The following is a 14,458-nucleotide window of genomic DNA, read 5'->3' as shown; positions in this document are numbered from 1 at the left end:
CGGGCGTTTTTAGAAAAAGGAAAAAATGATTACAGTTTCGGATTTAGAGATTCAATTTGGGAAAAGGACGTTGTTTCGGGATGTGAATTTAAAGTTTACCCCGGGCAATTGTTATGGTGTGATAGGTGCTAACGGTGCCGGAAAATCTACTTTTTTAAGGATATTGAGCGGGGAATTGGACCCGACAAGAGGTACGGTCATGTTTGGTCCCGGGGAACGGTTGTCCGTGTTGAAACAGGATCACTTCGCGTTTGACGAGTGTACCGTGTTGGATACCGTGTTGCAGGGACATTCCTCTTTATGGAAAGTCATGCAGGAAAAGAATGCCATTTACATGAAAGAGGATTTCTCTGATGAGGATGGTATCCGTGCAGCCGAGTTGGAAGAACAATTTGCCGGGATGGACGGCTGGAATGCCGAGAGTGATGCCGCTAACTTGTTGAGTGGGTTGGGGATCAAAGAGAATCTGCATTATTCATTGATGAAAGATATAAGCGGTAAGCAAAAAGTGCGGGTGTTGTTGGCACAAGCGCTGTTTGGCAAACCGGATAATTTGTTACTGGACGAGCCCACGAATGATTTGGACTTGGAAACAGTGATGTGGTTGGAGAATTATTTGGCGAATTACGAGAATACCGTTTTAGTCGTGTCGCATGACCGCCACTTCTTGGATGCCGTTTGTACCCATTCCGTGGATATTGATTTCGGTAAGATACAGTTGTTCGCGGGTAATTATAGTTTTTGGTACGAGTCAAGCCAATTAGCGTTGCGTCAGGCTCAAGCCAAGAACAAAAAAGCCGAGGAGAAGAAAAAAGAATTACAGGAATTTATTTCTCGTTTCAGCGCTAACGTGGCGAAGTCCAAACAGACGACCAGTCGCAAAAAGATGTTGGAAAAGTTGAATGTCGAGGAGATCATGCCTTCTACGCGTAAATACCCGGGTATTATTTTTACCCCGGAACGGGAGGTGGGCGACCGTATTCTGGATGTCCGGAATTTGAGTAAGACCGTGGATGGACAAACTTTGTTCAAAGATGTCGAATTTACCGTGGAGAAGGGGGATAAGATTGCTTTCCTGTCCCGTGATCCGAGAGCGATGACGGCATTGTTGGAAATACTCACGGGCAATGATAAACCGGATACGGGTAGTTTCACGTGGGGTGTAACCATCACGAATGCTTATTTGCCTTTGGATAATTCGGCGTATTTCCAGACGGATATGACCTTGGTGGATTGGTTGGGGCAATATTCTGCCGACACGAGCGAAACTTTCTTGAGAGGTTTCCTTGGGAAGATGCTGTTCTCCGGTGAAGATATATACAAACGTGTAAAAGTATTGTCCGGGGGAGAGAAAATGCGTTGTATGATTGCCAAGATGATGTTGACTAACGCGAATGTACTGGTGCTGGACTCTCCGGCGAACCACTTGGATTTGGAGTCCATACAAGCATTTAACAACACATTGGTTGCGTTCAAAGGGGTAGTCTTGATGAATTCGCATGACCACGAGATCATACAAACCGTGTGTAACCGGATTATTGAACTGACTCCCGCGGGTATGATTGACAAGCGAATGGATTTCGACGATTATATCACCAACGAGAAGATCAAAGAGCAATTGAATCAAATGTATTGATTTTATAAATTAGGTTACTATTTGAATATTCGAAAATCATACTATGTTGTATGGTTTTCGAATATTTTTCATATATTTGTACTCAATATAGTTGAGGATATATGAAGTGTGTATTAGTGACCGGTGGTGCCGGTTTTTTAGGATCGCATCTGTGTGACCGATTGATTCAATCGGGTAGTCATGTGGTATGTTTGGACAATTTCTTCACGGGAACGAGGGAGAATATTAGTCATTTGATGGAACTTCCGAATTTTGAATTGGCAGAGAGGGATGTTATCTGGCCTTATATAAAGAACGTGGATGAAATCTATAATCTGGCTTGTCCAGCATCTCCGATTCATTATCAATATGATCCGGTAAAGACGATTAATACTTCCGTGTTGGGAATGGTGAATATGCTGGAATTGGCGAAAGGAGCGGGAGCCAAATTGCTCCAAGCTTCAACCAGTGAAGTATATGGCGATCCTGTCATTCATCCGCAGCAAGAGAGTTATTGGGGGAACGTGAATCCCATAGGAAAGCGTTCTTGTTATGATGAGGGAAAACGATGTGCCGAAACATTGTGCATGGATTATCACCGTCAATCGGAAGTTGTTGTAAAGATTGTTCGTATTTTTAATACTTATGGTCCCAGAATGTCAGAGAATGACGGGCGTGTGGTATCGAATTTCATCGTAAATGCTTTATCCGGGAAAGACATTGAAATATACGGTGACGGTACTCAAACACGGAGTTTCCAGTACGTGGATGACCTGATTGAAGGAATGATACGGATGATGGCAACGGAAGACGAGTTTACCGGACCTGTAAATATAGGGAATCCGGGAGAGTTCACGATGTTGGAATTGGCTCATCTGGTACTGGAGTTAACGGGTTCGAAATCTAAAATCGTGTACAAGATACTTCCGGAGGATGATCCGAGAAAGAGAAAGCCGGATATCACTCTGGCAAAAACAAAATTAAACTGGGAACCTACGATACCTTTGAAAGAAGGATTATTGAAAACCATCGATTATTTTGAATCGGTGATGTAGTATTTGGTGTTTTTTATTTTTTGATAAAAAGGTAATTATGAGAAATTTATTGTGCTGTTTAGTTTTAGGGGTGTTATTCACAGCATGCCACAAAGACGGTCCTTATAAAGGTGGGGATAAGGATTTGGTTGTTCCGTTAGATTTTAACTGGAAAACTTTAGAAAGACAAGATCTGAAACTGGATAAACCTTCGTCAGTTTATTTGGTAAAGAACGGTGAAGAGTTATTGATCGGGGATGGACTTGAAGCGGGCGAATATACATTTACGACGGGGATTAAAGGTGGGGAATTGAAAGTGAAATCTTCAGCTATGGCGTACTCTATTGCAAGAGCGCCGGGTGATGAGGTTCCTAACGGGCACCGGATGATTTATTATCCGGGTGAGGGGTATTGGGCGAGTATGATGGTTGAAGATATTTTTCCTTGGTTGGGAGATTTGGATATGAATGATGTCGTATTTAATTTTAGATTAGGATACGAGACTATCAGTGATAATAATAATGGGAAAGAAGTGAAATCACTGACTATATGGATCAAACCGGTAGCTATGGGTGGTGCTGCTTACAAGCAAGTAGGACTTGCTCTTAACTTTGTCAATAAATCTATGAAACATTTGGCTGTGAACAAAGTCAGCGGACAAGTATTCATGGAGGATGAAATGTTTACTCTAAACAAGAAAGGTAATGAAGAGGGGGAAGAATATATTGTCCCGTTGATCGGAAACTTGTATTCTTGTTTTGGGAAAGAAGGTGGTATTTTGAATACCGATCGCAATTTACCGCGATTTGACGCGGAGGAAGTAGTAATAAAAATCGAGTTTTCCCAGAAACCGAAATTAACCGAAATCCAATTGGAACCGGACAATGCGGGGAATATGATGGACTTGTTCGTTACTTTTGGTACAAGAGGCAAAGAAGTACACGTGAAAGGGCGTCCGGCAACGGCAAAGATGGAGCCCGAATTGTTGCATCACGGTAATAATAGAAATTTTTCTTCTCCGGAAAATTGGGTTTGGGCATTGATTCTCGATACTCCGTTAAAATATCCGCAAGAGAGTAAGGCGATTTATGACGCTTATCCTGACTTTGAGAAATGGGTGAATGGCGAAGCAGGCTTTGAAACACAAGATGAGTGGAGTTTTAATTATAATTCGGATTTAGTTTATTAATAGTAATATCATTATTGATAGGACAGGGCGGATTTACGAATCTGCCCTGTTTGCTTTTTCCCAAGTTCCTTTCCCCTTATGCTTTTTCAAGTAGAAGAATCCTTTCAGTACATTCAAGTTCATGAAAGTGAAGTAGTACGGGATAAACAGTATCTTTACTTTGATTTGTTTTCTGGCAAGTGATGCCCCTGTCCAAGCTAACAGGTAGAAAATAACTTGAAGTACAAAAATAACACTATATAACGGGGTAAAATGTGTTGCGAGTACCAGAATCAGATTCACGGGTAATAGCAGGAAAAGGAGAATGGGAGTGATAGACCAGCGTAACACCCGGTGTGAGATATATTGAAAAGAGAGGAGCCCGTAACGGAAAGGATTAAGAAGAGGGCGTAGCCGTCGGATAGATTGAAGCCCTCCCGCGGCAATGCGTACCTTTCGTTTTTGTTCCTCTTCAATGTTAGCAGAACCGGATTCTATGGCGTATGCTTTGTCACAATAAGCTATTTTGTACCCCTGCATGGCAATGCGTAAAGAGAGAATAAAATCGTCGAGTAAAGTATCTTCCGCCATCGGGACGAATAATTCCGTCCGAATGGCAAATAACTCTCCGGCTGCACCTACCGCGGAATATAATCTTGAATCCCACGCTTTTAGTTTTGATTCATAACGCCAATAGAAGCCTTCGCCCCCGGAAGCCGCGTTGTCTTTGTCTTTTACTTCAATACGCTTCTCTCCGGCAACACAACCGACCTTTGTATCCGTGAAGCATCGTACAATTTCCAGAATAGCGTCGGCATTGAGCATCGTATTGGCATCCGTGAAAACAGTGTAAGGTGTTTCTATATATTGCATTCCTCTGTTGAGTGCGGCAGTTTTGCCTTTACGTTCCGGGGAAAAAGATACAGTTATGTCGGGGTAGACTCTCAACATACTGTTTGTCATGTCTGTCGAACCGTCCGTGATCCAAACCACGTTAAGTTTATCCTTCGGGTAATCGAGTTGCATACAATTATCCATCTTTGCCTTGACGATCTTTTCTTCATTATAGGCGGCGATAAAAAGCGTCACGTCGGGAAGATTCTCCGGAAGTGCCAATGGTTGTGCCGGATGTCGTTTTCCCTTGAATTTGACGAGTATATATAGCAGTATCCCGTACCCGATAAAAGTGTAGAACACGATGAAAATGGAAATCCAGAATAATATTTGAAGAAACTGTATCATGTCTGTTATTTTAGATAAAACTCACTGGTAACCGGATTGTGGTCACTCCACTCCTTTTCCGGGGAGTAGTAGTCTATACATTTCAATTCGTCGGAATAGAAGATGAAATCAATTCGCAACAGCCGATGCAAACCCCGGAACGTGTAAGCGTAACCGTTTCCGCTTGTCTTGAAACTATCTTTCAGTTCTCCTTTGATACGGTGATAGGTGTATGACGACGGAGTATCGTTAAAGTCCCCGCACACGATGGTCGGGACACCTGTCGTGTCGATAACTTGTCGCACGATATCGGCTTGCGTGGCTCTGAGTTTGAAGTTTTTGGATAGTTCTTGCGTGATATCCAGTACTACTTCTTCTTTTTGTTGTATATCCGTGTTTTGGAATACCGGATCATCCAGTAGTTTGCGTTTCCCGCTGAAATTGGTCGTTTGCAAATGGCAACTAATCACTCTTATCGTTTGCTCGCCGACTTGAATATCAGTCCACATGGCATCATTTGTCGCGGAGTTTAAAGGTATTTTGCCGGATTGCAGGATAGGGTATTTGCTGAAAATACCTATTCCCAACGTGGTAGAACCGGGTAAATACGTCACGGCATGATACGGTAGATTCAATAGCCGGGATAAAGTTTCTGCGTTGATTTTCGTGTCTTCCCGGTATTCTAAGAAACAAGCAATGTCTACATGATCGTTTTTCAGAAATTCGGAGATATAGTGTTGTGTTTCGAACTTCTCCCACGATTTGAATTTACCCGCGTTATAACTGGCGAGGCGTATGGGTAATTTGCCGTTTGGGGTTTCCGGCGATGAAACCGTAACTTGGAAAATAGACGTGAGATAGCCGATATTAAGAAAGATAGCCGCGACAGGAACAATTGCCCACCACCTCTTGCCGATAATCCAATAGACGAGTATAACGAGGTTTATGATTAAAACGACAGGCATGGCTAAACCGATAAACGTGATCCATGTCGATTCGTTCGGGTTAGTTTGTCCCGCCATGTACGCGGCAATACTGATCCCCGCCGCCACAAAACTGACCGGAATCATCAAGAGGGAGAAAAAATATCTGAGTGCTGCCATTATATTGTTACTTCTTCCGGTATAAATTTTCTTCTATCGGATTATTATACCATTCTTTGTTGGAATTTCCCCCACTTTGTACCCAAGGTTTGAATTCCGGGTACGCCTCAAGTATACTGGTCCATTCATGCGAGTAGCGGAATATTCCGGGGACTCGGATCGTCCACATGTAGTCTTTCGTGACTTCTTGTAAGACTTTAGGGGCGCTACTGAGATCGGTGTGATTATAATGAGGTAAGTGTATTTCCGTTCTTGGTGTTTTTGTACCGATAATGGCGAAATAATTCATGTTGTCGATACGAATGGCAAGCTCCTCTACAGGAGAAGTGAATTCAATTTTCACGTCAAAGGAATTGAACGGGACATCATTTATCCATTGTGGTGATTTACTGATCGCGTTCAAGATAGTTGATGTGTTATCACATCCTAGTGTTCTGTGTGCGTTGTCAAACAACGGAACGACAGCATACGTTTGTTTGCTTTCCGTACCGTTGGAATTTATGTTGAAATTCCCTAGAGAAAGTTCTTTAGAATAAGTTATTTTTTGAATATTCTCATCTTTTAGTCCATCCAGTTGAATAGCTGCTCCAGATTGTCGTGTCGCCCCAACGGCTCTTAACGTACAATGCCAGATCATGTAACTTATTCTATCTTTTTCAACATAATTGTACGTGACTGAATCCATGCCGAGCACGATATCGTTCATGTCAAAATCCCCCGGGCTGGGATAAAGGTCTTCCGAAGCAAAAGTATAACTCTTCGTGAGTGTTACTTGTCGTGGAAATTCCGGTTCTTCCGGTTCCTCCGGTTGATAATCATTTCCTTGGCTACATTCACTTGCCGGGATGTCTATCAAAGAGCCTTTTTTTGAGTCCACGAGTTGTGCGGGTGGGATAAACTTGTAGAATTGGCTATTGGATTCTATTTTTTCCCATTCCACGTAAAGCTGTCCGCTGAATGTCAGAAACTGCCAATATTCGTTACTCTTAATCTTACGGGTTTTGAATAGGGCAAAATCACTACCCGTTCTTCCGATACTGCTGGCTGCTCCTTTAAATTCAGCCTCGTCGGTTACTTCGAGTAGAGAATTACTCGCTAACGTGATTTTTGCCCCGTTGACGTTTAATTTTTCGCATTTCACCGCACACCCTGATGCGATGGTCAAGGAAGAACCGTAATTTAATTCCATTTCTTCAATCTCGGCATAACATTGATTAATAAATGTAGCGTTTCCGATTTCCAATTCTTCGATATATAACTTTCCTCCATCGGCATTGTTGATGGTGATAGCTGTCGTTGCTTCCAATTTATCTAGATGAAATTCACCGCTGTTTTTAATCAACGTGTTGGATTGATCCGTGTAGATATCTTCCATATAGACAAGTCCCTCGTTTAGGAAAATTCCGCTATTCAATCTGATGGAAATATCGTCATGATCTTTATCCCCGAATTGGCAACCTTTAGCTATGGCGAGATTAGAATTGCTGTATACTTGAATATCCCATTCTTCCCGGGAGAATATTTTACCGTTATTTATCACGTAGATATTCGTGTTTACTTCTAATTTTGTGGATTTCGCGGTGTTATTCCATATTCCCGTAACGTATAGGGAAATATTTTTTTCATTGTTAAAATTCAGTTCTCCCGTGTATTCTCCTCGGATAATATAATTACGTCCGGATTCGAGTCGGTTATTTTTTCCTGTGATTTCTATCACATCTGCGGGAATTTCCGGTATTTCAAACTCATCGGAATTTGCTAATAGAGATAGGGTGCGATTTTGTGCCACATTGTCGATAGCTCGCGAAAAGTTACAAATAACGCGATTGTTCTCGATAGGAACCTGCATGACACTACGGCGTCCCCCGGGAGTTGTTTGGCAAACGAAAAGATCGGCTTGGGCATCGGGGATAATAATGCTTTTTTCCAGTGGCTGTTTGCCCGAACACCAACCGCTTCCTAATAGATTGGCGGAGCTGTCCGCGATAGGATTTTTGTCAAAAAAATCAATCGTGTACAAGTAGGTACCCGCGTAATTATCCGAGGGTGTGATTTCTACTTGTATTGATGAAGAGGTAGTCCAATCAAAACCTTCCGGGATATTTTCTATAAAATAATCCCTTCCAAGAGCCTCCGAGTCAAATACATCTTTGCGGCACCCTGTGAAAATAACCATAGCTACCGCTAATACATATATAAATATCTTGTAATTCATCGCCGTCCTTTTATAATACATTTATTATGATGCAAATATACGCTATTTAGCATGAATTTTGAATGGATTGAAAGAATTTTATTATATACGATGCTTTTTTAATTCGATTTTCATGATAATCGGGTTATGGTCACTCCACGAGAGGCTGGGGGATTGATATTCCAACCCGATAAATGATTCGTCATAACCGATAAAATCTATCCGTAGCAATCCTTTGATGCCATTGAATGAATGTCCGTATCCTTTTCCTCTGTCCCGAAATCCGTCTGTTATATTTTTTCCGGCAATATGGTTGTAGGCAAAAGATACAGGAGTATCATTGAAGTCGCCGCATACAATAACGGGATAGCGGGTGGTGTCAATGATTTGTCTGACTTGTATGGATTGATTGGCTCGTATATTGAAATTTTCTTTTAGTTGCTCCACGATGGTTACCAACGTGCGTGCCTGACCTTTCCAATCTTTGACGCTTTTATATTTTTCATATTTTTTGCTGTTGGGACTGACATTTGTGGTTTGTAAGTGATTATTAAAAACACGGATTGTATCTCCTTTAATTAGAATATCCGCCCACATGCTATTGTTCTGTTTTGAATTGAAATCAATTTCCCCGTATCGAATGATAGGGTAGCGGCTATAAATCGTGATTCCGAAATTAGCCCATGCCTCTTGTCTGTTAAAAAATACACATCGGTAGGGTAGACCGAATCGTTTCTTTATCGCTATTGAGTCTTGTTGAGGTTCTTCGCAGTGTTCTTGAATACATAAGATATCGATCTGATTATCTTCAACTATTTTTTTTATATTGTATTTCACGTTACGTGCGATCCAGAAAAATCCTTCCACGTTATAACTGGCAATGGTTATTTCGTTGTCTTTTATATAGGGGATATCTTCTTTCCATGGAGATTGAAATATTCCCGTAAAATAATTGTAATTACATATGATTGTGATAAGTGGCAGGAGTACCCACCATTTTTTGCAAATAGCCCAAAAAATGAAAAGATATAAATTCGCGAAAATAATGCCGGGCATAAATAATCCTGCCAGCGCCGGAATCCACCAACTATTCGGGTTGGTATACGGCGCAAACACACCGGAAATTCCGATGAATGCCATACCGAGGGTTGCGGGTTTCATCAATAAGTAAAAGAAGAACCTTAATGCGGCCATTTTCTACAATTTGAAATAATCTGAGTTTGTCATACACGGTGCAAAGTTAGCAATATTGGCGTAAATTGGCTAATCTGCAGTTTAAAATTTAATATCGCAGATTCAACTCGTCAATGAACCGAGAATACCTAATATACACGACTTGTTAGAGGGAAACCCCAAGAATACCAATCGTCCAAGAAAATGAAGTGCTCTCTCGATTAAAAAGCCAAATAATTTTTCTTTTATTCACTTGCTTGAGAAAATCACTATCTTTGCATCGTTATTTTTGCGATAGAATGTAAATATTGAAACTATGGCATTACCGATAAATATAAATGACCTGTTGTCCAAAAATAAAGTAGAAGGCAATCGAATAGAATTTAAAAAGGGATGGAATCCTTCAAAATTTATCATTCGATTTGTGCTTTTGCTAATGATTTGGATAATCTTGGTGGAGGATACATCCTTTTAGGTGTGGAGGAAGAGAACGGTATTGCCAAACGTCCCGTGACTGGTGTATCGGAAGAATCCATTGATAAGATTTTAAGAGATATAGTTGGCTTCAATAATAAAATAGAACCATACTATATGCCACGTACATCAGTTGAAGAGGTTGATGGCAAATCACTCCTCGTCATTTGGGTGCCAAGTGGAGTAAATCGTCCGTTTAGCGTGATGGAGGATGTAACTTCCAAGCATAGCAGACCGAAGTTTTACATTCGTAGTGGTAGTAGCTCTATAGAGGCAAAGGGGGAAATACTCGACCAATTGCGTGAATTGGCTAACCGTACACCATTTGATGACTGGGGCAATCCTGATATTACGCTTGATGATATTTCGCCTGTATTGGTTTACGATCACTTAAAAAAGGTTGGTAGTCGTCTTGTGAAAAGTTTTAATGCGCAAGAGTTAGACAAAACTTTGGATCAGATGAATCTTTATGAAGGATCAACAGAACGTAGATACTTGAAAAATGTTACCGCTATGATGTTTTGCGAAGAACTTCAAAAGTTCTTTCCTATCACGCGTGTAGAAATTGTGGTATTCCCGGAAGGACGTGTTCAAAACCCGAATAATTTTTATGAGGCTCCGGTTATAACAGGTACTGTGCCACAGATGATAAAAGAGACACTGAACTATTTGCGTACTTTCATACGTGAATATGTGGTAAAGCTAAAAGACCGTGCCGAGTCAATCCGATACTTCAATTACCCCTATCAAGCTTTGGAAGAAGCGGTTGTTAATGCATTGTATCATCGCGATTATCAGGAACGTGAACCTGTGGAGATTACCATTGAACCCGATAAAGTTTCTATATTGAGTTATTCGGGACCAGACCGTTCTGTTACCATTGAAGCCATTCGGGAAGGGGAAGTGTTGCGTTCACGAAGATATCGTAATCGTCGTTTAGGCGACTTTTTGAAAGAGTTAGACTTGACAGAAGGTAGAAGCACAGGTATTCCAACCATACAAGACGAACTTCGCAAGAATGGTTCGCCACGAGCTATTATTGAAACAGACCCTGACCGTACTTATTTTTTGATTGATATACCTTGTCGTGAAGGTGTAGAAACAATCCTTTCCACAAATGAACGACAAGGTAACGACAGAGTAACACGACAGAGTAACAACAGAGTTGATCATCTTGGAATATTGTTTGATTGCTCATTCCAGACGCGAGATTTTAGAACATCTCAATTTGAAATATCATTCAGATAATTACAAGAAATACATCAAACCTCTTGTAAATAAAGGATATTTGCAGAATACAGAACCCAATTCTCCTAATAGCCCCACGCAGAAATTTATAACTACTGTATTAGGGAAAGATTTGTTGGGTGGTTGATGAAAATGAGTGATTGTCAAAAACTTCCTTTTTGATGAAATTAAACCATCTGCTATTTTTATTTGAATTTGGGGTAATGTCTTTCAAGGAATATCATACAGAGAACCCACAGAGAACCCATTGAAGTCCTACCCTAATCATACCCCTCTTTCGTTCTTCCTCCGTTTATCCTCTGGACATCCTATAATCTTTCATATAGAAACATTGGAGCGGAACTGCTCATACACCGTTCAATAGGGATGTCTTCCCTAGGTCTTCTTTGGGAATGTATTGGGTTCTCGGTAGGTAGTGATGATCATTTGGAATTCATGTATTAGAGTTAATTGATTTTATTGTTTCTAAGAATTGTTATTGTTTCGAATGATGTAATTCCAGCTATATAGTTTTTATTAAAAAAATAAATACCGATATTTGTAGTCTTAAACTTGCCTATTATGAAAATTATGGATGTTAAAAGTGTCTTTTTTAGAAAAAGACATGTGCGTTTGTTACTGTGTTTATTTCCTCTAATTCTTTTTTCATGTGTTAAGGGGTTAGATAAGAAGGAGCCAGACGATGATGATCCCGTTGATTCAGCGGAACGAGTTGAGAATCTAAAAATCGAATCATTAGCGTTTCGACCGGAAGAAAATGAATTTATTTACGGGAAGATAACTTTTACTCCTAACGCTGATAGTACAGAATGGTCTGCAATAATTGAAAATTACCAAGCAGATCTTTCAAAGCTAAGAGTTGCGTTCAGTATCGTTGCTGATAGTGTTACGGTAAACGGAGTTAAACAAGAGAGTGGTGTTACTGTCAACGATTTTACTCGTAAAGTAATTTTTCGACTTTATACGTCACATGGAGAACATCGAGATTTTACTCTAATGGTAACTAATCCGTCTGATAGTTATTCAGGATTTCCTGTATTAGCTCTTATGACAGATGATGAAAAAGTCATTGATTCGAAAGAGGTTTGGGTAAAAGGACGCATGGTATTTGATCCACAACAAAGTGATTATGATTTGTATTCGGGGAAGATGGAAATCAAAGGACGCGGACATAATTCATGGGGACAACCAAAGAAACCTTATAACATGAAGCTTTCTGATAAAGCGTCACTTATGGGGATGAACAAACATAAACGTTGGGTACTGCTGGCCAATGCAGGTGACCGTACATTACTACGAAATAGAGTGGCTTATCATTTAGGGCGCTTGACGAAGTTATCATGGACTCCGGATACTCGCTATGTTGATGTGATTTTAAACGGTAAATTTGTCGGTAACTATTTACTGACGGAACAAATACGTGTTGATAAGAATCGGGTGAATATAACAGAAGCCGAGAGTGGAATGTCTCCGGAACAAGTTGGTTATTTGCTTGAATTCGATCGTTATGTAGAGGAAAATTATTTCCACACTCAGCGTCGACAATTACCCGTGAATATTAAAAATCCTGACGAGGATTTATTAACGTCCGCTCAGAAAACTTATATTTCAAATTATATAAATCAAGTTGAAGGTTTGCTCTATGATGCGGAGTCTGTTGATGTTACTTATCGGGATTTGATTGATATTGATTCATTTATTGATTGGTGGATTGTAGTAGAACTCACGGAAAATCGTGATACAAAATTGCCTGGTAGTTGCTATATGTATAAAGATGCCGGAGGTAAACTTTGTGCAGGTCCATTATGGGATTTTGATCTTACGACATTTCAAGGGAGTACTCGCGAGTTTATGCACTATGACTACGAGGTTGACTTAAATGATCCAGCGTATAGCAATCGTAATTTATGGTATAAGAGACTTTTTTCTGATCCGGGATTTAAGGCTCGAGCTAAGGAACGGTGGAAACAATATAAAAAATCATTTGAAACTGTAGGAGAATTTATTGATACGGAGAAAAATGCTCTAGTAATATCGGCTTCCCGTAATTGGGAAATTTGGTCAATTGGAAGTGGGTCGAATAAAGATGAATTGCTTTCTTGGGAAGAAGCCGTTGAGCGCTTGAAAACGAATTATGCCACTCGCCTTGCTTGGATTGATAGTCAAATAGAACAGTGGTGATAGATTTTATTATTTTAGAACAGTAAGCTAGGAATAATCAGTTAATACTAAAAAACAGTAGATTCGTTTTTGTAGAAATCTACTGTTTTTCTTTTGTAATACATTTATAGGATATGTTATAATTAAAAATAGTTCAAGTTTGCTAGACGTGAAATAGGTTCAGTGTGTTTATTGGGATTGGGGGTATTTTATAAACTCATTTTATTAAATTGGATTCCTCGTCTTCATATCCTTCTTTTTTCGTGAATAAAGTTTCAATATTCTTGAATGCTTTTATAGCTCTGACTTTAAAGCTATTAAAAAATGAACCATCATTTCCCACTGTTCCGTAGCCTGTAACAGCCCGTGCCTTACGGGTGTGTAGAAAATGGATTTTTCCATATTTTTTTAAATGCCCTGCCATGGAGCCATCTTCTCCACGTATTATGTCTACACGATAACCGACCTTTCGTCCGTATTCAATGTTATATGCAAATACAAGACCACGCACACTGAGCTCCGGACGTTTGAAAGATTGTAGGAATAGATAGGAATCTCGTATAAATTCGTATATTTTCACTCCTAACCACGGGTGTTGTTTGTCTGGTATGTAGCTCCAAAGAGAAGATACAGCAACAATTCCGGGCTTTTCTAATACCTTAACGAGTGTTTCGACATATTTAGGAGGATACATGGTGTCGGAATCGATACAAATGTAATACTTCCCTCGTGCATGATTTAATCCGCAACGGCGAGCGTACCCACAGCTGTGTTGATATTCCGTGAAATAGGGAACACTGGTCATTTTAAAGATCTCGGCAGTTCTGTCTTTAGAGTCATTATCAACCCCAATTATTTCTATAGGATATTTGCATACACTATCGCTCAATGACCAAAGGTTTGCAAGTAAGTGTTTTTCTTCGTTATATGCTATGACTACCACGGATACTAGTGGTGTATCACTTTGCAGTTTATTGATTTTTGTTTTTATTTCCTGAATAACCTCTTGAGGGGCTTCCTGTAATGGTTTTTCATAAACGGAGAGATATTTCTTGTACCAAGTCATAA

General features: G+C 40.2%; 10 protein-coding genes and 1 pseudogene. 6 read left to right on the top strand and 5 right to left on the bottom strand.

Going from position 1 to position 14,458, the window contains the following annotated elements; all coding sequences use genetic code 11:
• Nucleotides 1-25 precede the first annotated feature (25 nt).
• The 3 genes from ACK8P8_RS09670 to ACK8P8_RS09660 all read left to right on the top strand — a co-directional run bounded on the left by ACK8P8_RS09670 (nt 26) and on the right by ACK8P8_RS09660 (nt 3,838).
• The gene (locus ACK8P8_RS09670) at nt 26-1,636 is read left to right on the top strand and encodes an ABC-F family ATP-binding cassette domain-containing protein (protein ID WP_099293587.1); all 1,611 of its coding nucleotides are present in this window, start codon (nt 26-28) and stop codon (nt 1,634-1,636) included.
• Between the two features lie 101 nt (nt 1,637-1,737).
• Nucleotides 1,738-2,670 carry a UDP-glucuronic acid decarboxylase family protein gene (locus tag ACK8P8_RS09665; RefSeq protein ID WP_186976341.1) on the top strand — a complete coding sequence of 311 codons (933 nt, stop codon included), beginning with the start codon at nt 1,738-1,740 and terminating at the stop codon, nt 2,668-2,670.
• A gap of 37 nt (nt 2,671-2,707) precedes the next feature.
• On the top strand, nt 2,708-3,838 hold the full coding sequence (locus ACK8P8_RS09660) for an LruC domain-containing protein (protein ID WP_369858814.1): 1,131 nt from the start codon (nt 2,708-2,710) through the stop codon (nt 3,836-3,838).
• Between the two features lie 33 nt (nt 3,839-3,871).
• Here the strand turns inward: ACK8P8_RS09660 and ACK8P8_RS09655 are convergent, their stop codons facing one another.
• From ACK8P8_RS09655 to ACK8P8_RS09640, 4 genes are all read right to left on the bottom strand, one after another.
• Entirely contained in the window at nt 3,872-5,059 is a 1,188-nt protein-coding gene (locus ACK8P8_RS09655; protein ID WP_369858813.1) for a glycosyltransferase family 2 protein, read from the bottom strand.
• 5 nt (nt 5,060-5,064) lie between these two features.
• Nucleotides 5,065-6,141, bottom strand: coding sequence for an endonuclease/exonuclease/phosphatase family protein (locus ACK8P8_RS09650; protein ID WP_227215864.1), 1,077 nt, complete (start codon nt 6,139-6,141; stop codon nt 5,065-5,067).
• 7 nt (nt 6,142-6,148) lie between these two features.
• The gene (locus tag ACK8P8_RS09645) at nt 6,149-8,356 is read right to left on the bottom strand and encodes an LruC domain-containing protein (RefSeq protein WP_369858812.1); all 2,208 of its coding nucleotides are present in this window, start codon (nt 8,354-8,356) and stop codon (nt 6,149-6,151) included.
• Nucleotides 8,357-8,437: 81 nt separating this feature from the next.
• On the bottom strand, nt 8,438-9,529 hold the full coding sequence (locus ACK8P8_RS09640; protein ID WP_369858811.1) for an endonuclease/exonuclease/phosphatase family protein: 1,092 nt from the start codon (nt 9,527-9,529) through the stop codon (nt 8,438-8,440).
• 295 nt (nt 9,530-9,824) lie between these two features.
• Between ACK8P8_RS09640 and ACK8P8_RS09635 the strand changes: the two are divergent.
• The 3 genes and pseudogenes from ACK8P8_RS09635 to ACK8P8_RS09625 all read left to right on the top strand — a co-directional run.
• Nucleotides 9,825-11,095, top strand: a pseudogene (locus ACK8P8_RS09635) (RNA/DNA-binding domain-containing protein); the annotation flags it as partial.
• A 52-nt stretch (nt 11,096-11,147) separates the two neighbouring features.
• Nucleotides 11,148-11,357 (top strand): Fic family protein, encoded by a 210-nt coding sequence (locus ACK8P8_RS09630; protein WP_369858810.1) that lies wholly within the window; start codon nt 11,148-11,150, stop codon nt 11,355-11,357.
• Between the two features lie 434 nt (nt 11,358-11,791).
• Nucleotides 11,792-13,411: a CotH kinase family protein gene (locus ACK8P8_RS09625; RefSeq protein WP_369858809.1), complete on the top strand. Its 1,620-nt coding sequence runs from the start codon at nt 11,792-11,794 to the stop codon at nt 13,409-13,411.
• Between the two features lie 196 nt (nt 13,412-13,607).
• On the opposite strand, the gene ACK8P8_RS09620 is transcribed toward ACK8P8_RS09625, so the two are convergent.
• Nucleotides 13,608-14,456 carry a glycosyltransferase family 2 protein gene (locus ACK8P8_RS09620; RefSeq protein ID WP_176555125.1) on the bottom strand — a complete coding sequence of 283 codons (849 nt, stop codon included), beginning with the start codon at nt 14,454-14,456 and terminating at the stop codon, nt 13,608-13,610.
• Between the last annotated feature and the right edge of the window lie 2 nt (nt 14,457-14,458).

Source organism: Butyricimonas muris, assembly GCF_046365375.1.
GTDB classification, from domain to species: domain Bacteria; phylum Bacteroidota; class Bacteroidia; order Bacteroidales; family Marinifilaceae; genus Butyricimonas; species Butyricimonas muris.
This window is presented reverse-complemented; position numbering and strand designations above follow the sequence as displayed.

Coding starts and splice junctions, on each gene's coding strand:
- ACK8P8_RS09670 (WP_099293587.1), top strand. CDS start 26: ATGATTACAGTTTCGGATTTAGAGATTCAATTTGGGAAAAGGACGTTG.
- ACK8P8_RS09665 (WP_186976341.1), top strand. CDS start 1,738: ATGAAGTGTGTATTAGTGACCGGTGGTGCCGGTTTTTTAGGATCGCAT.
- ACK8P8_RS09660 (WP_369858814.1), top strand. CDS start 2,708: ATGAGAAATTTATTGTGCTGTTTAGTTTTAGGGGTGTTATTCACAGCA.
- ACK8P8_RS09655 (WP_369858813.1), bottom strand. CDS start 5,059: ATGATACAGTTTCTTCAAATATTATTCTGGATTTCCATTTTCATCGTG.
- ACK8P8_RS09650 (WP_227215864.1), bottom strand. CDS start 6,141: ATGGCAGCACTCAGATATTTTTTCTCCCTCTTGATGATTCCGGTCAGT.
- ACK8P8_RS09645 (WP_369858812.1), bottom strand. CDS start 8,356: ATGAATTACAAGATATTTATATATGTATTAGCGGTAGCTATGGTTATT.
- ACK8P8_RS09640 (WP_369858811.1), bottom strand. CDS start 9,529: ATGGCCGCATTAAGGTTCTTCTTTTACTTATTGATGAAACCCGCAACC.
- ACK8P8_RS09625 (WP_369858809.1), top strand. CDS start 11,792: ATGAAAATTATGGATGTTAAAAGTGTCTTTTTTAGAAAAAGACATGTG.
- ACK8P8_RS09620 (WP_176555125.1), bottom strand. CDS start 14,456: ATGACTTGGTACAAGAAATATCTCTCCGTTTATGAAAAACCATTACAG.